We start from the raw sequence: 20,291 nt of genomic DNA, 5'->3' as shown, positions 1-20,291 counted from the left end.
ACTCTTTCCTTACATAGCGAAGAATTTGCAGTTAGGTGGGGGCATTAAAATTATTGCCGACGAGGACGCAGGGCCGGGTGAGCACACAGGGATGTGTGCGAAAGGGACAGCCACGCTGGGAGCGTGTCTGTCCCGGCCCGAAAAGCCCGGAGGACGCTGGAGGGACAAATTGGCCAGGAGCCAATTTGTACAACGCGGAGCGTTGCCCCGAAGGGGTGAGCCCCAGGGATGGGGCGAATACACCCGCGGGAGCGGCCAATAATTCTGCCGGGGCACCCAAAAGCGCGGGGATGCAAGGGGCGCGCGCTTACGCGCCCCTTGCGCGGTGGCGGCAGCGAAGCCGCAGAAGGAATGCAGGCGTTTGCCAACGCAACAACCTCCGTTCCCGATTAGCATCGGCTGCATAAATACATATAAACAACCGAAACATGCCACCGCCCAACCGAAACATCCCACCTCACCAATTAAAACTCAAAACTCAAAACTCAATAGTGTGAACGAATATACGCCGCAAAATCCCCACACATCCCCTCATCCCCCTCACGGTTATCCGCAATCACCCGCTCACCATCGACGATCCTGATCGCCGCCTCCAGGTCGAAATCCGCGGCAGGCTGCGGGCGGGTCGCGGCCGACACAATCGTCACCTGCGCCTGTTGCCACGCCTGCTCGGCGGTCTGGTTACAGGCCTGCGCCAGATAGTCCGGGTTGAACCCCTCGCCGGTCAGGCTCAGCAGCGTGTCGTTGTGGCTGACGCTGTTGCCCGGCTGCCAGTAGTGCGCCGCCAGATCAGGGCCGATGGCCGGGTTATCCGTCAGGTAACCGTCACGTTGCAGGAAGAAGTGGCGCGTCTGCTCCACCGCCATCATCGCCAGCAGGTAACCCTGGTAGGAACAGGCGGACTCCATCGACAGCAAATGCGGGATCGCCAGCGTCGGGCGCGGGCTGTCTACGCCCAGGATCCGCTGCTCGGTCTCACGCGCCAGCTGCGTGATAGCTGCAGGCGTCAGATCCGCTTCCGCCATCTGGTAAAGCGACCACTCAAAGTACGGCACCAGCAGGATATGGCGCTCGTTGAAGGCGCGCATCGGCTGGCGTGCCTCAATGCCCGCGCGGATCAGCGCGTCCGGCACCGGCTCGCCGTTGTTGTCCAGCGCATAACGCTTCAGCCAGTCGGCGTCATCCAGCAGGCTGTCGCAGAACATTGACTGGGTTTCGGCGTAGGCCATGGAGGTCGGCGCGAACTCCTGCGAAAAACAGGGCGCGTTCTGGGTGATATTGGCGAAATGCGCCGCATGGCCGCCTTCATGGAACAGCGTGTTCAAACCGGATGCCCCGCTGCCGACCTGATCGGGCTGCGCCAGGCTGGTAAAGTTCAGCCTGGCCGGTACCCAGGTGCCCCGGTCGTAAAACGCCGGCACCGGGCCGTGCATAAAGCCGTTCTCATACTTGCCGCGCCGCACCAGCAGGTCGAGCTGCATCTGCGCCCCGCGGAACCCAATATGCAGCCGTTTAAAACTCTCCACCCAGCGCTGCAATGACTGCGAGAACGGGAAATAGGGGTCGAGCTGGCGGGTCACGTCACCGGCGCTGGCGTAGCGGATGTTCCAGGCTTCCAGCGCGTCCGGCCCTTTATTGGCAGCGAGCTGTTGCAGGCTGCGGGCGTTGGCCTCGCGCGTCTCCTGCTCGAAACGGTCAAGAATGGCGAACAGCGCCTCCGGCGTCATGCGCTCGGTCAGGTTTACTTTGTAATCGAAATAGTTGCGGAAACCCATCCGGCGGGCGAAGCGGTTACGCAGCGTCACCAGCTCCGGCAGGCCGTTCACCAGCAACCACTGCTCCAGCCCGCGCAGCGCCTGCTGCGAACTGCGGCGGCAGGTTTCATCATCATGGGTGGCCTGGTTGGTCAGCAACTCGCCAAGCGACGCCTCGGCCTCCTGGCCCGGCGCGGTCTGGTGGGTCAGCCGCAGGGTTTTGCGGCGGCTGTAGAGCGCGCTTTCCGCCTGGATAATCTCATCCATCAACGCCTGGGCGGCCGGGTCTTCAATCGCGTTACTCTCGAAAAAACGCTGCCAGCCGCGCAGGCCGTGCAGCAAGGCAGCCCGATCGTCACCTGCCGGTTGCTGCTCTGCCTGGGTAATCAGCGCGCGCAGTTCACCCAGCCGCGCCGGGTTGGCGATGAAGCGCTTATAGGCGCTCTCCGCCGCAGCAAATTTCTCCGCCACATCCTCTGCGCCGGTGCCCATGTAGTTCTGCCAGAACAACTCCTCTTTCGCCTGATGCACGGCGAGATACTCATGATTCAATGCATTGAAATACTCGGATGCCTGTTGCATGCCTGCCTTCCTGGTCGTAATAACATTCACGTTTCAGTCTACCACCCACGGCGGCCGGGTTGAATGCAACGTAAAAATTGATCTGGCATCAGGGGTTAGCGGGGAAAAGTGGGTATACTCCGCGCCCCGCAATCATGGCAAAGAGAGATGTGTAATGGATGTGAAAGACAGCAACGGCGCGCTGCTGGCCGAGGGTGACTCGGTGCAGCTGATTAAAGACCTGAAGGTAAAAGGCACCTCTGCCACGCTCAAGCGCGGCACGGTGGTGAAGAATATCCGCCTGACCAACAATCCTGATGAGATCGAGTGCCGGTCAGACAAGATAAAAGGGCTGGTGCTGAAAACCTGTTTCCTGAAGAAAGTCTGACCCTCCCCGGCCGGCACCGGAGAGGCAGGCTCAGCTGAGCAGGGCGTCCACCCGCGCGGTGGCCGCCGCCAGATCCGCCGCTTCGCCGGTCGCCAGCAGGCAGGCCGCCAGTTGGGTGCGCAGCGCCTGCGGCACCGCCGCCTCCCCCGCCAGACAGCGCGCTGTCCAGCGCGCCGTGACCTCAACGCTTTTGTCTGCCGGTAAATCGGCTTCGCTGTACTCCTGCCGTTCAGTCAGTGCCTGCATGGTGCCCTGATGGATCAGGTAGAGCGGCGTGGCGCGCTGCGGGTTGGCGTACGCCTCCCCCTCCGTGCCCTGCATCAGCAGCGCCCGGCCGTTGATCTGCCGGAAAAAGCCCCCGACCCGCTCAATATACTCCGGGTGGGAGACGCTCGAGAGCCGCAGCGCGTCCCCGGCAAACGGCGTTGCCAGTTTTGCCAGCGTGTGGGCGCTGTTGCGCACCCCCATCCGCCAGCGCAGATTGAGCTGCGTTTCCAGCGGCGGGCAGAGCAGCGACACCGGGATAAACAGCGGCTGCCCGCCCTCGTCCAGTTGCTGTTGCGCCTGTGCCTGTGACGCCGCCGGGGTGATGCCCAGCGCGCTGAAAATCTCTGCGCTGGTAACGCGGGAACGGTCTTCACTCACACCATGCACCACCACCGGCAGGCCGAGGCGGCTGAGCAGCAGCGCCAGCAACGGCGTCAGGTTGGCCTGTTTGCGCGCGCCGTTGTAACTCGGGATCACCACCGGCAGCGGTTTCCCGGCCGGGGCGTCCAGCCGCATCACCCGTTCATCCATCGCCTGGTAGAAGCCCAGCATCTCCTCTTCCGCTTCGCCCTTGATGCGCAACGCAATCAGCACCGCGCCCAGCTCCAGCTCAGGCACCTCGCCCGCCAGCATCTGCCGGTAGAGCGCCTGGGCGGTCTCCCGGTCCAGGTCGCGCGCATGGTTTTTGCCGCGCCCCACTTCTTTAATAATTTTGGTGTAATCCATCGCCCTGTCCTCACTGCGTGACTGGCGGCCAGCATAACGCCGCTGCCGCCTCCGGCACATCGCCTGACTCCGCTGCCGTGTTTTCCCCGGTCCCCAGCGGTAAATGGAAGGTTAACAGAATGAAAAAAATAGGCCAGCGCGATTATTAGTCGCACGCTAATTAATTGAATAACCACTCTTTTAGATCGTTTTATACGCAGTTAAATAAAGATTTAATATAGATAACTCGATCAATCATTCATGGGGTGATTATATACGCACCAGAAATGATATGACACAGGGGCAATGAAGGCGAAACGCACAGGCATTACCGGAATATAACGCCATCAGGCACCCCTGTTATTTCATCATTCACCGGATTCTTCACCGGAATATCATTCACCCACTACCTCAACGAGAATTTATCATGAAAAATATTAAATCGCACGTCACGGCAATTACGCTTATCGCGAGCGCGCTGTTTATTTCCCATTACAGCCAGGCCGCTGACGGCACCATTAATTTCACCGGCAGTATTACTGATACCGCCTGCACCGTGGATACCGCAACTCAGAATGTCGATATGGGTGCAGTGTCTGCCTCGTCCCTGAGCGGGGCAGCCGGTAAAAAAGCGGCGGCCACCCAGTTCAATATCGCGCTCTCCGAATGCCCGGATGCGGGTAACGTTGAAGTGAAATTCGACGGCCCGGCCAATGCCGCCAATACAGAGCTGCTGGAGATTGAATCCGGTGCGCTGGCTGCAACCGGCGTGGCGATTGAGTTCTCCGACCGCGAAGAACAGCACATCAAGCTGGGCCAGAACTCCGCGCAATACCCGATCCAGGCCGGTGCCAATACGCTGACCTTCTACGCCAGCTACATGTCCACCGCCGATGCCGTGACACCGGGTGCCGCCAACAGTACCGCGCAATTCACGATGGTTTACCCGTGATAAAAGCGCGGTCAGGATCACAAAACCGCGATTATTTCATTTTAAATAAGGAAGGGTATTGCGAAGGACATGCCGTTTTTTCTTTTTCCTGTGGTTAATTTTATTCAGGACATTAACGCCTGTTATCATTCCGGCGCAGCCAACAAGGGTGCGCCGCCCTTTTTCTATTTATTTCCTACCCGGTTATTCCCCCTGCCCTTATTAGCCACCCTGTACTGACCAATCTTTTTAATGTGTTTTCAGGTGAATGGCGTCGCGCTATTCTCTGACTACACTCAAGCTATTACACACTGTATAGGCCGCGTTGCATGAAGCCATTATTTCCCGCCCTGGCTGCCCTGCTATGGGTTATTTCCCTGCCGCTTCAGGCTGGGGTAATCATTGGCGGCACCCGGGTGGTGTTTCCCGGAAATAATAAGGAGACCGCGCTGTCGGTAAGCAACCCCGAGCAGGATCGCCCCTATCTCATTCAGAGCTGGGTGGAGGGTGAAAACAGCGGGAAAGCGCCGTTTCTGGTGACGCCGCCGCTGTTCCGCCTCGATCCCGGCCAGGAGAATGTGCTGCGCATTGTGCTGACCCGCAGTGGCCTGCCGCAGGACAGGGAAACCCTCTACTGGCTGAACATCAAATCCGTGCCGCAACTGGAGAAAAGCACCACCACCAATATGTTGCACCTCACGGTGAAAACCCGGCTGAAACTCTTTTACCGCCCGGCGGCGCTGGCTAAAGGGGCGGAGGAGGCGTGGCGGCAGATAACCTTCAGTATGCGCGGCAGCACGCTGACGGCCCAAAACCCGACCCCTTATTACGTGAACCTGAAGCAGATCAGCGCCGACGGCAAACCGGTCACGGCCTCGCTGGCGGCGCTGACCCTCGCCCCGTTCGGCCGGAGCGATTACCCCTTGCCTGCCGGGCCGGCCGGGCAGGTCAGCTGGAGCGTGATCACCGATTACGGCAGCAGCACGCCGGTACAACACTCACCGTTACACCACTAGAAAAGAGACAACCGCCCTTTATAGGGCGCCCATCGCATTGCCGGGTTTCCGGCTAGGGACAGCGGCATGCCATCATCACTTACCGGCCGGATGCCCCGGCCCGCACCTGTTTTATGGCTGTTCGCCCTTTCCCTGCTGACGGCGGAGGGCCGCACCGAGGGCTACTTTGACCCGCGGGCGTTTGACATCGATAATCCGGCCCGGCAGCCGGTGGATCTCAGCCAGTTTGACACGCCGGGCGGGCAGTTGCCGGGCAGTTACCATGTGGATATCGTGCTGAACCTGACCCATCAGGTCACGCGGGACGTCACCTTTGTGCGCCTCGGCAACCGGCTGGAGCCGCAATTCACCCCGGCGGCGCTGGCGGCGCTCGGGGTCAATGTGGCTGCGCTGCCGCGGCTGCGTGACCTGCCGCCCGATGCGCCGGTCGCCCCGCTGGCAGACTATATCCCTGATGCGTCCACCCAGTTTGATTTCGCCCGGCAGCGGCTTACCCTGTCGGTGCCGCAGATTGCGCTGCGCAATACCGCCCGCGGCACGGTGCCGCCGGAACGCTGGGACAACGGCGTGCCGGCGCTGCTCGCCAACTACAACGCCACCGGCCAGAAAGCCCTTTCCCGTGACAGCGACGCGCCACCGGCCAACAGCTACTACCTGAACCTGCTCTCCGGGGCGAACTGGGGGGCGTGGCGGCTGCGCAACTATTCCACCTACATGACGGACAGCGAAGGCGGCGAGGACGGCAGCTACCGCCGCCGCTGGGACACGCTGCGCACCTGGCTGCAACGGGGCATTCCATCGTTGCAGGGGGAACTGGTCATCGGCGACGGCTCCACCACGTCCGATATTTTCGACAGCGTGCCGTTTCGCGGCCTGCAACTCGCCTCGGCCGATGACATGCTGCCCGACAGCCGCCGCGGTTTTGCGCCGGTGGTGCGCGGCATCGCCCGCAGCAATGCGCGGGTGACCATCCGGCAGAACAGCAATGTGATTGACCAGCGTTACGTGCCGCCCGGCGCGTTTGTGATTGATGACCTCTACCCCACCAGCAGCGGCGGCACGCTGGCGGTGACGGTGACCGAAGCGGACGGCAGCGAGCAGACCTTTACCCAGGCATTCGCGGCGGTGCCGATGATGCAGCGCGAGGGGCACCTGGACTATGAAGGGGTGGCCGGGGCGTACCACGCCAATTACGGCAACTACCGGCCGGGCTTCGGCCAGGTGACGCTGCGTTACGGCTTCCCCCATGCAGTGACCGGCTACGGCGGCCTGCTGGTGGCGGAGGATTACCAGTCGGCGCTGCTGGGCGTCGGCCTCGGGCTGGGCTATGCCGGGTCCGTTTCCGTGGATGCCGCGCAGGCACGCGCCATCCTGCCCGCCCGCTTCACCGATGAGCCTCAGCGCGGCGCGGCGTTCCGCCTGCAATACAACAAAGTGTTCGAAAGCACTAACACGTCGCTGACGCTGGCCGCGACCCGCTACGCCTCGCAGGGCTACTTCTCGTTTGCCGACGCGGCGGATGTCCACGATCGCCAGAACGATGACGGCGACTGGCTGAGCAGCCACAACCGGCGCAGCCGCCTGCAGGTGAACCTGAGCCAGCCGCTGGGCCGTGACGGCGGCAGCCTCTATCTCTCCGCCTACCAGCAACAGTACTGGGGCACCGGCAATAATGAGCGCAACCTGAATGTCGGCTACAGCACCACCCTCGGGCGCATCTCGCTGAGCCTCTCCTATGCCTGGGTGCAGAGCGTCTCCTCGCTGGACGACGACGATGACCACGACAACCGCCTGAGCGATGACCGGCAACTCTCGCTGACGGTGCAGGTGCCGCTCGACGGCTGGCTGCCGCGCACCTATGCCACCTACTCCGCCACCACCGACGCCGCCCGCCACCACAGCCAGCAGGTGGGGCTGAACGGCAGCGCGCTGGAGGACGGCAACCTGAGCTACACCCTGCAAGCGGGCTATGACAACCAGTACGGCGGCGGTTCCGGGCTGGCGACGGTGGATTACCGCGGCGCATATGGGGAGGCCGGGCTGGGCTACAACAGCGACAGCAGCGGCAGCCGGGTGAACTACCGGCTACAGGGCAGCGCGGTCGCTACCCCTTACGGCGCGGCGCTCGGCCAGCCGGTGGGTGAGACGCTGGCGCTGGTGCATGCGCCCGGCGCGGGCGGGGTGAAAATCAGGAATAACGTCGGGGTGCATACCGACCCGCGCGGCTACCTGCTGGTGCCTTACCTCTCCCCTTACCGGGAGAACCGGCTGGTGCTGGACACCACCACCCTGCCGGAGAACACCGACCTGCCGATGGCGACGCAAAGCGTGGTGCCGACCAAAGGCGCGGTGGTGCTGGCGCACTTTGCCACCCACCTCGGTTACCGGGTAGTGGTAACCCTGACGCGTGACGGCCGCCCGTTGCCGTTCGGTGCTGTGGCGACGCTGGCCAGTGACCCGTCGGTGTCCGGCATTGTCGGCGACGGCGGCGAGCTCTACCTGAGCGGTGTGCCGCCCCAGGCGGAGGTCATCGTGAAATGGGGCAATGGCGCGCAGCAAACGTGCCGCGCGTATCTCACCCTGCCGGACGCGGATCAGGGCGAGCCGGTGCGCAGTGTGCAGGCGGCCTGCCGTTAGCCTGCGGGCGTCGGCAGGCCAGGGTTTATCTTGAGGGGCGGCCATCGCCCGGAAAACAGGAGGGCGTCATGTTGAACAGCCTGCGGTGGGAAAGCGTCATGTTCGCGGGGATGCTGCTGGGCAGCCCGGCGGTGTGGGCCGGGGAGTGCCTGATGGTCGAGCAACCGGGGCGCTATTTTACAGAATTGGATCAGGGGCGGTATGTACTCGATGACTCCGGCATGGTGATACCGGATATGATCACCGTATATGGGGGGGACACCCATCCGATGGATTGCCGGTGCGAAGGGGGCAGCGCCGCGCTCTATTTCAAAAGTGTGATCACCTTACCGCCCGGCTACAACGACGGCTCCATGACGTATTATATCGTGCATCCCTCGGCGCAGATTGGCCTTAAATACCGGATCAATGATGGGCCGCTTATCCCTGCCCCCTTTGAGGATGTTTCCGACGGGTTAAGCCATCCCTGCGGCAGTGACGGGTTTTACCACAGCCCTATTGCGGAAACCGGGAGTAAGGGGACGCTGTCGCTTTACCTGGTCAAAGGTTTTACCGGAAAGCTGGTCATTCCGCCCATCCTGTTAGCGCGGGTGTATGCCCGCTGGGGCACCCAGGGCGGCTACAGCGCCACACACATCAACGAGTTGCTTATCGCCGGCCAGCTGATCGCGCCGCAAACCTGCCGGATTAATGACGGCACCGTCATTAATATCGACCTCGGCACCCTCCGCAGTGCCGATATCCTGGTCCCCGGCGCGCTGCCCGCCAACTACACCCCCCAGGCGGTGAGGCTGGAGTATATGTGCGCCAACATCACCGAAACCATGCAGATCGAACTGACCCTGTATGGCCAGGAGAGCGCTGACCTGCCCGGCACCTTACAAACCTCCAACCCGGATATCGGCGTGCAGGTGGCGGATCAGAACATGAAGCCCTTTGACGTCAATGGCGGCGAGGTGCCGCTCACCCTTAACTATGGGGATATCCAGTATGAAACCGGCCAACAGGTGTTGTACGCCTGGCCGGTCAATACCACCGGCAAGCCCCCGGCCACCGGCCCCTTCAACGCCTCGGCACTGCTGGAGGTCGAATTCCATTAAGTTCTGCGCCGGGAGGCCCGCCTGCCGGTCACCGTTACCTGACAGGGCAACCCATCGCCCGGGAGCCACACATGAGACACGTTAGATCTCTGCGGTTGTTGGCTGTTCTGATATTGGCCGGCCTGATACTGGTCAGCCTGACAGGGCTGGGCCTGACCGGCAGCCCGGCGGCGTGGGCCGGAAGCTGCACCCCTCTCTCGAGGCCGGCCCCCTATTCCATCAAGCTGGACAGTGACGATATTAATACCGCCCATAATATGGCCGGGCAGGTGTTACCGGATATGCACACCTTTTATGTGCGCAGGGGGGGCGCCATCGATTGCCGGTGCGAAGGGGGTAGCGCGGCGCTCTATTTTCGCAGCGTAAGCCTGTTGCCGCCCGGCTACCAGGACGGCAGCCTGACCTATTACATCGTGAAGCCGTCGCTGCATGCCGGGCTTAAACTGCGGATGAACGATGGCTCGCTGCGCCCGATGCCGTTCGAGGATCTCTCTGACGGCGGAAGTTACCCCTGCGGCAGCGACGGGATTTACCATCACCCGGTCAATGAAACGGCCTACAGCGGCACCCTGTCGCTGTATGTGGCCGAAGGCTTTACCGGCGAGCTGGAAATCCCCTACACCCGGATAATGGAAATCTATGCCCGCTGGGGCACCCAGGGCGGCTACGGTACCACGCCGGTCAGCCGGTTTGCGGTGTACGGCACCCTGGTCGTGCCGCAGGCCTGCATCATTGGCGATGCACAGGTGGTGAATGTCGATCTCGGCCCGATCCGCAGCACTGACATCCGCATCCCCGGTGCCATGCCTGTTGGTTACACCCCTCAGCACATTACGCTGGACTATCTCTGTAATAACATTACCGAGGAGATGCGCCTTGAGCTGACGCTGCTTGGCGAAGAGAGCGCGGCGCTGCCCGGCGTGTTACAAAGCTCTAACCCGGACATCGGCGTGCAGCTCACTGACAGCAACATGGCCCCGCTGCTGATCAACCACAGCCGTCTGCCGCTGCCGCTGACCACCGGCAACTCGAACCGCTCCGGCCGGCAGTATTTATACGCCTGGCCGGTCAATACCACCGGCAATGCCCCGGCCGCCGGCCCCTTCAGTGCCTCGGCGCTGATGGAGGTGCAGATCCAATGATCCCCGCACCTGCCGGTTACCTTTTACCCTGCGGCAACCGGGGCAGCGTATGATGCCCCGGCGGTGGCGGGCCGGCCTGGGGATCACCGGCCTGATGCTGGCCGCGCTGCTGGGCGGCCGGGCGGCGTGGGCGGGCGGCTGTGAAACCCTGCATTACACCACCCCTTATCTGTTGCAACTGGACAGAAGCGAGATCGACAGCGCGCACAACCAGGGCGGGCAGGTATTGCCGGACGCGGTCGTGTTCCAGTTGTCGAATCAGTTTCCGATGGAGTGCCGCTGTGAAGGGGGCAATGCGGCGCTCTATTTCCGCAGCGAAATCCTGCTGCCGCCCGGCTACCGGGACGGCGACCAGACCTACTTTATTGTGAATGACTCGCTGCACATCGGCGCCAAACTGGGGGTGAAAGGCGGCATCCCGGTGCCGGCCCCGTTCGATGACCTGTCGGATGGGGGAAGTTACCCGTGCGGCAGTGACGGCACCCACTACAGCCCGTCAGAGGAGGTGGCCAACCACGGCACCCTGTCGCTGTACCTGGCTGCCGGCTTTACCGGCCAGCTGACCATTCCCCTCACCCGGCTGATGGAAATCTATGCCCGCTGGGGCGCGCAGGGCAGTTACGGCACCCAGCCGGTCAGCCGGATTTCCGTCTTCGGTACCCTGCTCGTGCCGCAGACCTGCGCCATCGATGACGGCCGGGTGATTAACGTCAACCTCGGCCAGATCCGCAGCGCCGCCCTGCTGACCCCCGGCGCGATGCCCGCCGGGTATGTCCCACAGCAGATTACGCTGGAGTATGCCTGCAGAAATATCAACGACACCATGCACCTTGAGCTGGTGTTGCTGGGGGAGGAGAGTGCGGCGCTGCCCGGCGTATTGCAGACCTCCAACCCGGACATCGGCGTGCGGGTGGCGGACGAAAACCTGGTGCCGCTTCCGCTCAACAGCGGCCGCCTGCCGCTGCCGCTGGATGTGCAGAACCAGTCCGGGCGGCAATTTCTCTACGCCTGGCCGGTCAATACCACCGGTGCCGCCCCGGCCACCGGCACTTTCAGCGCCTCTGCGCTGATGGAGGTGGAGATCCAGTAACCTCAGCGGCGGGTGCGGCGGCGGACGGGTTTCGCGGTTTTTTTGGCGGCGGCCACCACCGGTGCAGGCGGTGCGCCCTCCGGCATCGGCGGCTGGTGGATCGGGAACACCGGCAGCGCCGCCAGCAACCGTGCGCCGTAGCTTTTGCTCAGCAGGCGGCGGTCATAGATCACGATGTCACCGGTGCACTGGTGGCTGCGGATCAACCGCCCGACCTGCTGGATCAGGTTAAACGAGGCGCTCGGCAGGCTCTGCACCTCGAACGGGTAACGCTTCAGGGATTTCAGCCACTCGCCCTCGGTGACGATCACCGGGCTGTCCACCGGCGGGAAGGCGATTTTATGGATGTGCACCTGCGTCAGCAGCTCGCCCTTGAGATCCAGCCCTTCGGCAAAAGATTGCAGCCCCACCAGCACGCTCTGGCTCCCTGCCTCGACTTTTTTGCGGTGCGTCTCCACCAGCCGGTAACGCGGCTGGTCACCCTGCACCAGCAGCATCAGCCGGAGATCCTGCACATGGCTTAAAAAGGTCTGCATCGCCCGGTTGCTGGCAAACAGCACCAGCATCCCCTTGTGCTTTTTCTCCGCCACCTGGGCGCGGAAAAAGTGCGCCATCTCCGCCAGGTGCTCCGCCTCGTGCGTCATCAGCGGCTCATAGCGCATCTGGGGGATCACCAGCCGGCCCTGGTCGATATGGTTGAACGGCGAATCCAGCGTCACAAAGCGGTCACCGGCCTTTTCGCTCAGCCCGCTCAGCTCCTGCAAACGGGCGAAGCTGTTGAGCGAGCGCAGCGTGGCAGAGGTCACCACCACATGCGGCACCTTGCGCCACAGCATCTTTTCCAGCTGATCGCTGACGCGGATGCCGACGCAGTGCAGCGTCAGATGCGCCACGTTGTCGCGCTGGCTGCGCGTCACCCATTTGCTGATCGGCGCATTGGAGGACTGCGCCAGCGCCGCCAGCCGCCACAGCTTGCTCATCGCCTCGAAATAGCCGAACGCGCGGTTCATCTGCAACAGGGTACGGTGCAGCCGCACCACATCATGTTTGCCGGTCTTTTCGCTGAGATCGTTCTGCATATATTCCGTCAGCCCCCGCAAGGCATCGGTGAGCTTGAACAGCCGGGTGCAGGTTTCCGGCAGCGCCGCCGGCAGTTCGCCCATCTCAAAGCGGTGCTCCGCCTCCACCACATCCGGCGGCAGGTACGCGGCGAGCTCGCGCTCCACCTGCGCCTGAAGTTCGCGCAGCTCCTCGCAGTGGGTTTTCAGCCGCTCAAGGTTCGCCAGCGGCGGCGGGCTTTTCGGCGGGAAATGGCTGATGCAGACTTCCATCTGGCGGAACAGGTTCTCGAGCTGAAGGTTGGCCGACACCGCGCCGATTTCGCCCGCCATCTCCAGCGCATCGCGCGCCACCTCCGGCAGGTGGTGCCCTTCGTCCAGCACCAGCAGCAGATCCTTGGCCGGCGGCAATACCGATTCCGACTCCAGCGCCGCCATCACCAGCGCATGGTTGGCGACCACCACATCGGCGCTCTCAATCTCCTTGCGGGCGATGAAGTAGGGGCAGTCACGCACATAGTGGCAGTTGCGCCCCAGGCAGTTGACCTTGTCGGTGCTGAGCTTCGCCCACAGCGGGTCCTGGATGGTCTGGGGGTAATGGTCGCGCAGGCCGTCCCAGGTATGGTTGCTCAGCGCCTTGCCGAGTTTGACGCACAAGGCGTGCTCCTCGCCGCTGGCCGGGGCGAGTTCATCATCCAGAAACAGGCCGAGATCGCCCTGCGCTGCCTCGTCACTGCTGAGTGCCGCCAGATTGCGTGGGCAGACGTAGCGGCGGCGGCCAAACGCCCCGGTGAATTTAAGGTCAGGGATGATCTTCTTCAGCAGCGGCAGATCCTTGCTGTAGATCTGGTCCTGTAACGCCACATTGGCGGTGCTGACCACCAGCGGCTTGCCCTCGGCCCGGCTGACCGCGATGCCGGGGATCAGGTAAGAGAGGGTTTTGCCGACGCCGGTGGGCGCTTCGATCACCAGATGGCGGCTCTCATCGCCGGAAAGGGTTTTGGCGACATCAGCGATCATCTGGCGCTGCGGCGCGCGGGGAATAAAATCGGGGATCTGGTTTTGCAGGGCCTTATACCACTGGCCTATCTGGTTTTTTAGTGCGGGGGTGAGCGCCATAGCATCTGGTTATCTATACAGGGTTTGGCGCTATTCTCCCACAGACCGGCGCGCACGTCAGCCCGTGGGTAAGGGTTGTCAGCTAAATTGCTCGCGGAACAGCGTCTCAAGCCGGGGGTGGCGGGCCACGTTTTTGGCAATCGCCTCCAGGCGCGGCGCGTATTCGGCAAACCATACCGGCCCCGGCCGCCAGTGGTGCATCACCGCAATATAAATGTCGAGCGCGCAGAAGGTCGCGCCGAAAAACCACGGGCCGTTGGCGTCAGCGGCGGCTTCAATCTGCAACCAGAGTTTTTTGCGCAGGCCATCGGTGGTGTCGGTCAGCACTTTGGGGTTATCGACGCCCGGCAGCCATTTTTCCGGCTGGTCGCCGTAGGTAAAGGAGGGGTAAATCTGGGCGTTGATCACCATAATCCAGCGCAGGAACACCGGCAGGTGGCCGCCCTCACTCGACGGGATCAGCCCCGCCAGCGGCCAGCGCAGGTGCAGCAGCACCAGAATCGCCGCGGTTTCCGTCATCACGGTGCCGTCCGGCAGCCGCAGTACCGGCACCTGCCCCAGCGGGTTGAGCGCCAGCAGCCGCTCATACTCCGGGCAGTCCGTCTGGTCATCCACCTCCTGATAGTGGTAAGGAAGCCGGGTCAGCTTCAGCGCAGCGGCGACAATGGCCGATCCGCAGCCTTTACGGCCATACAGCGTATAGGTTCCGCTCATGGTATAACTCCTGTGTCACGGGCTTGGTCCTAGGCTAACTGTAGACCAAAATGCCCGGCGTCAGGCCGTGCGCGCTCACCCTTCCGGCATCCCGCCGAGCTTTTTCCCCAGGCAGACCGCATCCGCTTTGCCGATGTAATCGCCATAGGCGGCGATCTCCCGGTAGCCGTGGGCCAGGTAAAAACGCACCGCCGTCAGGTTCACCAGCCGGGTTTCGAGCCAGATTTGCCGGTAGCCGAGCCGGGCGGCTTCCGTTTCCAGATAACGCAGCACCGCCGAGCCGACGCCGCGGGCGCTGCGCCGGGCATAGACCCGCTTGACCTCCGCAATCCCCTGGTCCAGCGGCCGGAACGCGCCGCAGCCCACCGGGTTGCCGTGGGGGTCATACGCCAGCACAAAACAGCAGCCGGGCTGCTGCATCTGTCCGGCATCAAAGGAGGCGCGCCCGCTGCTGCCGGTGATGGTGAGCAGCGCGTCTGACAACTCCTCCATCAGCATTTGTGCATCGGCCCCCCCGGCTGCGGCGCGGCGTACGGTGATGGCGTGTTCATGCATGGTGCGTCTCCGTATTCAGGCCGGCGACGTTATTCCACCGGCATCAGTGCGGTTATTTATCGGCACGCATTAAGTCCGCATTTTTACCTGGCTTACCCCCGCCCGCCCGTCACGCCGCTAACGCTTTGAACATCACGCCGCTATCGCTTTGAACATCACGGTAGTGGGTTCCCAGACCGGCGCTGACCCGTGGCTGCTGGGGGATAAGACATAATCCGGGATCTGCCCGCTGATCTGGTAGCCGAGCGACAGGTAAAGCTGTTCGGCCACATCGCCGCTGCGAGTGTCGAGCACCAGCAGGCGTTTGCCGCGCGCGCGGGCTTCCTGCTCTACCTGCTCCATCAGTGACCGGGCAATGCCCTGCCGCCGGGCATCCGGGTGCACCAGCAATTTGGCGACTTCAGCGCGGTGCCGGCCGTTCGGCATACCCGCCGGGATCAGCTGTACCGTGCCGACCACCCGCCCCTGGGCGCGTGCCAGCAGCAGGATGCGCTCCCCGGCGGCCACCGACGCAGCCTGCCCCTGCCAGAACGCGGCAGCCGCCTCCAGGCTGAAAGGCTGCACAAACCCGACGCTGGCATTGTGCGCCACACAAGCGTGCAACACCTGTGCCAGGCCTTGCAGGTCATCGGCATTCAGTTCCGGGGTAACAGTATAGTGAAGGTAATCGGTCATGGTGGCTCCGGTCAGGTTCGGCAAATCACGATGGCATAATGCGCGTCGGCAGGGCCGGGCGCGTAGAAATGGGAGGGGCCGTTGAGCAAAAAGCGCAGGCAATCGCCCGGCGTCAGGCGCCAGGTGCGGTCGCTCAGGCTGTATTCCAGTGCACCGGAGAGCAGCCAGATCTGCTGCTGCATCCCGGCCACCGGCGCGTTATCGTAATGAATCGACGCCCCGGCGCGCAGCCGCCCTTCTATCAGTTCAGCGCGGAACCCCTGGGTCGGCGGGGAAACGGAGCGGCGCTCGAAGCCGGTTTCCAGGTCATGCCACACCGGCTGGTTGGCCCGTGACAGCAGCTCCGGCGGGGACTCCTCAATCTCACGCAGCAGCTGTGACATGGTCATGCCGAACACCTGCGCCAGCTTGCCGAGCAAGGCGGCGGTCGGGCTGGTTTCCGCCCGTTCAATACGTGACAAGGTTGCCCGGCTGATGCCGGTCTGCTGGGCAAGCTGGTCAAGCGACCATTGCCGGGCGGTACGTAATTGCACCAGCCGTTGTGCCAGCAGGCGATCCTGGTTATCGTCCATAAAACGCTCTCTTTTTCTCAATTATGAGAATCTATCCCGTAAATGAGAAATAGGCAAGCGTGCTGGACTGGACGGGCCAGATCATCTCTTCACCAAAATTTGACCGCCTGTATTTTGCGGTTTTTTTACCAAACAAAACAACTCAGCCACTGTCTTAGCCGTGCATATTTGATAACATCCTTCATTATTATTACGAACATTATTGCAATTTTAGACACCAGAGGGCAGAGATGAGACGTTACAGCATCGGCGAAGTTGCCGCCCTTTGCGGGATCAATCCCGTCACGTTACGTGCCTGGCAGCGAAGATATGGTTTGCTCAAACCCAAACGCACCGAAGGCGGGCACCGGCTGTTCGATGATGACGACCTGGCCCGTATCCATACCATTCTGAGCTGGATTGAACGCGGCGTGCCGGTCGGCCAGGTGCGGGCGTTGCTGGAGGGGGATGGCAAGCCGGAAGAGGCCACAGACAGTTGGGCAAAACTCACCGATGCCCTGCTGGCCGCGTTGCAGCGGGTGAACCTCAACCGCGTCCGCCAGTTATTGAAAGAGTATGGCCGCGAGTACCCGGCGTCCCAGTTGGTGGACAACGTCCTGCGGCCGTTGCGCGCCCGGCTGGCGAGCCACGGCGCGCCGCTGCTGACCCTGCGCAGCCTGCTGGACGGCATCGTGATTGAGTACGCGGCCTTTTGCCTGGCTGCCGGCCGCAAAACGCCGGGCGAGCCGCTGATGATCATCGGCTGGGGGCGCGCTGACCGGGCGGAGCTTTGGCTGGAGGGGATCAAGCGCAGCGAAGCCGGTGCGCGGGTGGATGTGCTGGCTGACCTGCTGACCGCCCCGCAACTTGATGCGCTGAATACGCACCATGTGGTGCTGTGGGCCGAGGGGCGGCTCAGCCGCCAGCAACAGCAGCAACTGGCGGACTGGCAGGCGCAGAAACTGGACATTGAACTGATGGGCAGCGCTGCCCTGCTTGAAAACACCCCCACCTGAGGATAACCGGGATTATCCCGGTTCGTGCGCCCCCTTCCCGCCCCCTGCCCTACAGCCGGATAAACAGCATATAGAGCAGTGCGGAGATCAGAATCGAAACCGGCAGGGTCAATACCCAGGCGATCAGCAGGTTGCGCAGCGTCGCCATTTGCAGGCCGGAGCGGTTGGCGGCCATCGTCCCGGCCACGCCGGAGGAGAGCACGTGGGTGGTCGACACCGGCAGCCCGAAGCCGTCTGCCGCGCCGATGGTGACCATCGCCACCAGCTCCGCACTCGCGCCCTGCGCATAACTCAGGTGGTTTTTCCCGATCCGCTCGCCCACGGTGATCACAATACGCCGCCAGCCGACCATCGTGCCCAGCCCCAGCGCCAGCGCGACCACCACTTTCACCCACAGCGGGATAAAGCGCGTGGCGTTGTCCAGCTCCCGCTTCATGGCATCGAGGTTGTTCTGCGTCTCTGCCGGTAAGCTGACCTCGTGGGTTTTCAGCGCCTTGATGCTCTCTGAGGCCAGGTACATATCATTACGGGTGTTCGCCACCAGTTGCGCCGGGATGCGGTCCATTGAGCCGTACTGTTTGATCTGCGTGGCGATGTTGTGCAGCGTCATGCTCAGCGCGGGCAGCACCTGCGGAGTATTGTCACCGCTGCTGACAAACTGGATCAGCACATCGCGCGGCGGTGTGCTCAGCGCGGCAGGCTGCCCGTTCAGCAACTGCTGCTCCGTGACCTGTGACAGCGCCGCCACCCGCGGGATTTGCTCCGGCGGGATGGAGCGGTTCAGCGCGTAGACGATAGGCATGGTGCCCACCAGGATCAGCATAATCAGCCCCATGCCCTTCTGGCCGTCATTCGAGCCGTGGGCAAACGAGACGCCGGTACAGGTCAGGATCAGTAAGCCACGGATCCACGGCGGCGGCGGCCGTTTGCCTTCCGGTGAGACGTAGAGCTGGCGGTTGCGGATCACTTTCTTCATCAGCAGCAGCAGCCCGGCGGCGCAGACGAAGCCCACCACCGGCGACAGCAGCAGGGCGTACGCGACATTCAGCGCCTGATCCCAGTTCACGCCATCCAGCCCGCTGCGGCCGTGGTCAATGGCATTCGCCACCCCGACGCCGATAATCGAGCCAATCAGCGTATGGGACGACGACGACGGCAGCCCAAGGTACCAGGTGCCGAGGTTCCAGATAATTGCCGAAAACAGCAGCGCGTAGATCATCGCGAAGCCGTGGCCGGAGCTGGCCTGCAAAATCAGGTCTACCGGCAGCAGCGAGATGATGCCGAACGCCACCACGCCGCTGGAGAGCATCACGCCGCTGAAATTGCACAGCCCCGACCAGAGGATCGCCACGCCCGGCGTCAGCGAGTGGGTGTAGATCACCGTGGCCACGGCGTTGGCCGTGTCATGGAAGCCGTTGACAAACTCGAAGCCGAGCGCGATCACCAGCGCCAGCCCGAGCAGCAAAAACGGCACATAGCTGGTGCTGCTGACGTTCTGCCCGGCGTCGGCGACATCGCTGAACAGGTTGGCACCGGCAAACGCCAGCCCGCACAGGGCCGCCAGGATGATAAACAACGGCGTGAACCGGTGGTTCTTGCCGGTCAAATCCGGGCGCGAATCCACTGCGGCCGGGGGGAAAATCGTTTTCTCGCTCATGGGCTGCCTCGTTCCGGGATGTGTGGGACTTACCCTGAGTGTTACCGGCGGATTGTGACAAAGGCATGAACCCTCGGGCAGAAAATTTGACTTAAGTTGACAAAACCCCGGCTGACCGGCGGCAATTCTGACGTAAATTGACACATGGCCGGCCATCAGGCCGGAAAGCCCCGGCGACAAGGCGCGGTTTTGGGTTGCAGAAGCGGCCGCGATGTTGTTATCTGGTGGCCTCTTTTTTTCCCTCCACGGATGACACACCCACCATGACTGACACTTCCCGGCGCGCGTTCTGGCTGCTGGCGGCCGCCCTGTTTGCCCTCTACATTATCTGGGGCTCCACCTATTTCGCCATCCGCATTGGGGTGGAGAGCTTCCCGCCGCTGATGCTGGCCGGTATCCGCTACCTTTGCGGCGGGGTACTGCTGTTTTCGTTCCTGCTGCTGCGCGGCCATGCGCTGCCGACCGGCAAACAGTGGCTGGCGGCCGCGGTGATTGGCGTGCTGTTGCTGGCGGTGGGCAACGGGCTGGTGACGGTAGCGGAACATATGCAGGTGCCGTCCGGCATTGCGGCGGTGATGGTGGCGACGGTGCCGCTGTTCACGCTCTGCTTCAGCCGGTTGTGGGGCATCACGCACAGCCGCGTGGAGTGGAGCGGCGTGGCGATTGGGCTGGTGGGCATTGTGCTGCTCAACACCGGGCATAACCTGGCCGGGAACCCGTGGGGCGCCGGGCTTATCCTGATCGCCTCGCTGAGTTGGGCGTTCGGCTCGGTGTGGAGCGCGCGCCTGCCGCTGCCCACCGGGGCGATGGCCGGGGCCGCGGAGATGCTGATCGCAGGCGCGGTACTGCTGCTCACCAGCCAACTGCACGGCGAGCAGCTCACGGGCACGCCCTCCACCCAAAGCCTGCTGGCGCTGGGCTACCTGATTCTGTTCGGCTCGGTGATCGCCGTCAGCGCCTATATGTATCTGCTGAAGAATGTGCGCCCGGCGCTGGCCACCAGCTACGCCTACGTCAACCCCATGGTGGCGGTGCTGATTGGCATCGGATTAGGCGGGGAGCGGCTTACGGCGGTTGAGTGGCTGGCGCTGGCGGTGATCCTGGCGGCGGTGCTGCTGGTGACGCTCGGCAAGCTGCTGTTCCGCCCGGCCACCACCCCCCCGGCGAAAGGCTGAGGCCGTGCCGGTTGCCAGCGGGAGGAAAGGCTCTATAATCCTGCTGCTAACCAAAGGATAACCAAATGAACAATGTTGCAAAAAAAATCGTGATTGGCCTGGTCTCATTGATGGCACTCGGTGCCATTGGCGGGGTGATGCTGGCCGGTTACGCCGTGCTGATTGGCCCACCGGCCTGAT

Annotated in this window: 18 protein-coding genes; 10 read left to right on the top strand and 8 right to left on the bottom strand. The window is 62.8% G+C overall.

What is annotated here, in order from left to right; genetic code table 11:
• Positions 1–485: 485 nt before the first annotated feature.
• Entirely contained in the window at positions 486–2,336 is a 1,851-nt protein-coding gene (locus CYR52_RS13470; protein ID WP_101828761.1) for a M3 family metallopeptidase, read from the bottom strand.
• Between the two features lie 154 nt (positions 2,337–2,490).
• Between CYR52_RS13470 and CYR52_RS13465 the strand changes: the two genes are divergently transcribed.
• Positions 2,491–2,703 carry an alkylphosphonate utilization protein gene (locus CYR52_RS13465; RefSeq protein ID WP_101828760.1) on the top strand — a complete coding sequence of 71 codons (213 nt, stop codon included), beginning with the start codon at positions 2,491–2,493 and terminating at the stop codon, positions 2,701–2,703.
• Positions 2,704–2,733: 30 nt separating this feature from the next.
• On the opposite strand, the gene ybiB is transcribed toward CYR52_RS13465, so the two are convergent.
• Positions 2,734–3,696 carry a DNA-binding protein YbiB gene (gene ybiB / locus CYR52_RS13460; RefSeq protein ID WP_101828759.1) on the bottom strand — a complete coding sequence of 321 codons (963 nt, stop codon included), beginning with the start codon at positions 3,694–3,696 and terminating at the stop codon, positions 2,734–2,736.
• Between the two features lie 406 nt (positions 3,697–4,102).
• On the opposite strand from ybiB, the gene CYR52_RS13455 reads away from it, so the two are divergent.
• The 6 genes from CYR52_RS13455 (at position 4,103) to CYR52_RS13430 (ending at position 11,591) form a co-directional block, all read left to right on the top strand.
• Positions 4,103–4,627 (top strand): fimbrial protein, encoded by a 525-nt coding sequence (locus CYR52_RS13455; protein ID WP_072926049.1) that lies wholly within the window; start codon positions 4,103–4,105, stop codon positions 4,625–4,627.
• 308 nt (positions 4,628–4,935) lie between these two features.
• Positions 4,936–5,622 (top strand): fimbrial biogenesis chaperone, encoded by a 687-nt coding sequence (locus CYR52_RS13450; protein ID WP_072926050.1) that lies wholly within the window; start codon positions 4,936–4,938, stop codon positions 5,620–5,622.
• Positions 5,623–5,688: 66 nt separating this feature from the next.
• Complete coding sequence (locus CYR52_RS13445) at positions 5,689–8,259, top strand: fimbria/pilus outer membrane usher protein (RefSeq protein ID WP_101828758.1); 2,571 nt, start codon at positions 5,689–5,691, stop codon at positions 8,257–8,259.
• A gap of 68 nt (positions 8,260–8,327) precedes the next feature.
• Positions 8,328–9,359: a fimbrial protein gene (locus CYR52_RS13440; protein WP_072926054.1), complete on the top strand. Its 1,032-nt coding sequence runs from the start codon at positions 8,328–8,330 to the stop codon at positions 9,357–9,359.
• A gap of 71 nt (positions 9,360–9,430) precedes the next feature.
• A complete protein-coding gene (locus CYR52_RS13435) occupies positions 9,431–10,501 on the top strand; it encodes a fimbrial protein (RefSeq protein ID WP_101828757.1) in 1,071 nt (356 codons plus the stop codon).
• 49 nt (positions 10,502–10,550) lie between these two features.
• On the top strand, positions 10,551–11,591 hold the full coding sequence (locus tag CYR52_RS13430; RefSeq protein WP_072926057.1) for a fimbrial protein: 1,041 nt from the start codon (positions 10,551–10,553) through the stop codon (positions 11,589–11,591).
• A 2-nt stretch (positions 11,592–11,593) separates the two neighbouring features.
• Here CYR52_RS13430 and dinG read toward each other — a convergent pair whose 3' ends face one another.
• The 5 genes from dinG to CYR52_RS13405 form a co-directional block, all read right to left on the bottom strand.
• The gene (gene dinG / locus CYR52_RS13425; RefSeq protein ID WP_101828756.1) at positions 11,594–13,768 is read right to left on the bottom strand and encodes an ATP-dependent DNA helicase DinG; all 2,175 of its coding nucleotides are present in this window, start codon (positions 13,766–13,768) and stop codon (positions 11,594–11,596) included.
• 78 nt (positions 13,769–13,846) lie between these two features.
• Positions 13,847–14,482, bottom strand: a complete 636-nt coding sequence (locus tag CYR52_RS13420) for a glutathione S-transferase family protein (RefSeq protein WP_072926060.1) — start codon at positions 14,480–14,482, stop codon at positions 13,847–13,849.
• A gap of 75 nt (positions 14,483–14,557) precedes the next feature.
• Positions 14,558–15,037 carry a GNAT family N-acetyltransferase gene (locus tag CYR52_RS13415; RefSeq protein WP_101828755.1) on the bottom strand — a complete coding sequence of 160 codons (480 nt, stop codon included), beginning with the start codon at positions 15,035–15,037 and terminating at the stop codon, positions 14,558–14,560.
• Between the two features lie 132 nt (positions 15,038–15,169).
• Positions 15,170–15,712, bottom strand: a complete 543-nt coding sequence (locus tag CYR52_RS13410; protein ID WP_101828754.1) for a GNAT family N-acetyltransferase — start codon at positions 15,710–15,712, stop codon at positions 15,170–15,172.
• Positions 15,713–15,723: 11 nt separating this feature from the next.
• Positions 15,724–16,284 carry a helix-turn-helix domain-containing protein gene (locus CYR52_RS13405; protein ID WP_072926072.1) on the bottom strand — a complete coding sequence of 187 codons (561 nt, stop codon included), beginning with the start codon at positions 16,282–16,284 and terminating at the stop codon, positions 15,724–15,726.
• Between the two features lie 230 nt (positions 16,285–16,514).
• On the opposite strand from CYR52_RS13405, the gene CYR52_RS13400 reads away from it, so the two are divergent.
• Positions 16,515–17,279 carry a MerR family transcriptional regulator gene (locus CYR52_RS13400; RefSeq protein ID WP_101828753.1) on the top strand — a complete coding sequence of 255 codons (765 nt, stop codon included), beginning with the start codon at positions 16,515–16,517 and terminating at the stop codon, positions 17,277–17,279.
• Between the two features lie 49 nt (positions 17,280–17,328).
• On the opposite strand, the gene CYR52_RS13395 is transcribed toward CYR52_RS13400, so the two are convergent.
• Positions 17,329–18,936: an inorganic phosphate transporter gene (locus CYR52_RS13395; RefSeq protein WP_072926075.1), complete on the bottom strand. Its 1,608-nt coding sequence runs from the start codon at positions 18,934–18,936 to the stop codon at positions 17,329–17,331.
• Positions 18,937–19,199: 263 nt separating this feature from the next.
• Between CYR52_RS13395 and yedA the strand changes: the two genes are divergently transcribed.
• A complete protein-coding gene (gene yedA / locus CYR52_RS13390) occupies positions 19,200–20,111 on the top strand; it encodes a drug/metabolite exporter YedA (protein ID WP_072926076.1) in 912 nt (303 codons plus the stop codon).
• Between the two features lie 65 nt (positions 20,112–20,176).
• On the top strand, positions 20,177–20,290 hold the full coding sequence (locus tag CYR52_RS22925; protein ID WP_241506127.1) for a hypothetical protein: 114 nt from the start codon (positions 20,177–20,179) through the stop codon (positions 20,288–20,290).
• Position 20,291 lies beyond the last annotated feature (1 nt).

Source organism: Chimaeribacter arupi (assembly GCF_002858805.1).
Lineage (GTDB): Bacteria > Pseudomonadota > Gammaproteobacteria > Enterobacterales > Enterobacteriaceae > Chimaeribacter > Chimaeribacter arupi.
Note: the sequence above shows the minus strand (reverse complement) of the source record. Positions and strands in the feature narration are given on the sequence as shown.

Bases quoted from the DNA above. Each gene is read 5' to 3' on its own strand.
- CYR52_RS13470 (WP_101828761.1), bottom strand. From the start codon at position 2,336: ATGCAACAGGCATCCGAGTATTTCAATGCATTGAATCATGAGTATCTC.
- CYR52_RS13465 (WP_101828760.1), top strand. From the start codon at position 2,491: ATGGATGTGAAAGACAGCAACGGCGCGCTGCTGGCCGAGGGTGACTCG.
- ybiB (WP_101828759.1), bottom strand. From the start codon at position 3,696: ATGGATTACACCAAAATTATTAAAGAAGTGGGGCGCGGCAAAAACCAT.
- CYR52_RS13455 (WP_072926049.1), top strand. From the start codon at position 4,103: ATGAAAAATATTAAATCGCACGTCACGGCAATTACGCTTATCGCGAGC.
- CYR52_RS13450 (WP_072926050.1), top strand. From the start codon at position 4,936: ATGAAGCCATTATTTCCCGCCCTGGCTGCCCTGCTATGGGTTATTTCC.
- CYR52_RS13445 (WP_101828758.1), top strand. From the start codon at position 5,689: ATGCCATCATCACTTACCGGCCGGATGCCCCGGCCCGCACCTGTTTTA.
- CYR52_RS13440 (WP_072926054.1), top strand. From the start codon at position 8,328: ATGTTGAACAGCCTGCGGTGGGAAAGCGTCATGTTCGCGGGGATGCTG.
- CYR52_RS13435 (WP_101828757.1), top strand. From the start codon at position 9,431: ATGAGACACGTTAGATCTCTGCGGTTGTTGGCTGTTCTGATATTGGCC.
- CYR52_RS13430 (WP_072926057.1), top strand. From the start codon at position 10,551: ATGATGCCCCGGCGGTGGCGGGCCGGCCTGGGGATCACCGGCCTGATG.
- dinG (WP_101828756.1), bottom strand. From the start codon at position 13,768: ATGGCGCTCACCCCCGCACTAAAAAACCAGATAGGCCAGTGGTATAAG.
- CYR52_RS13420 (WP_072926060.1), bottom strand. From the start codon at position 14,482: ATGAGCGGAACCTATACGCTGTATGGCCGTAAAGGCTGCGGATCGGCC.
- CYR52_RS13415 (WP_101828755.1), bottom strand. From the start codon at position 15,037: ATGCATGAACACGCCATCACCGTACGCCGCGCCGCAGCCGGGGGGGCC.
- CYR52_RS13410 (WP_101828754.1), bottom strand. From the start codon at position 15,712: ATGACCGATTACCTTCACTATACTGTTACCCCGGAACTGAATGCCGAT.
- CYR52_RS13405 (WP_072926072.1), bottom strand. From the start codon at position 16,284: ATGGACGATAACCAGGATCGCCTGCTGGCACAACGGCTGGTGCAATTA.
- CYR52_RS13400 (WP_101828753.1), top strand. From the start codon at position 16,515: ATGAGACGTTACAGCATCGGCGAAGTTGCCGCCCTTTGCGGGATCAAT.
- CYR52_RS13395 (WP_072926075.1), bottom strand. From the start codon at position 18,936: ATGAGCGAGAAAACGATTTTCCCCCCGGCCGCAGTGGATTCGCGCCCG.
- yedA (WP_072926076.1), top strand. From the start codon at position 19,200: ATGACTGACACTTCCCGGCGCGCGTTCTGGCTGCTGGCGGCCGCCCTG.
- CYR52_RS22925 (WP_241506127.1), top strand. From the start codon at position 20,177: ATGAACAATGTTGCAAAAAAAATCGTGATTGGCCTGGTCTCATTGATG.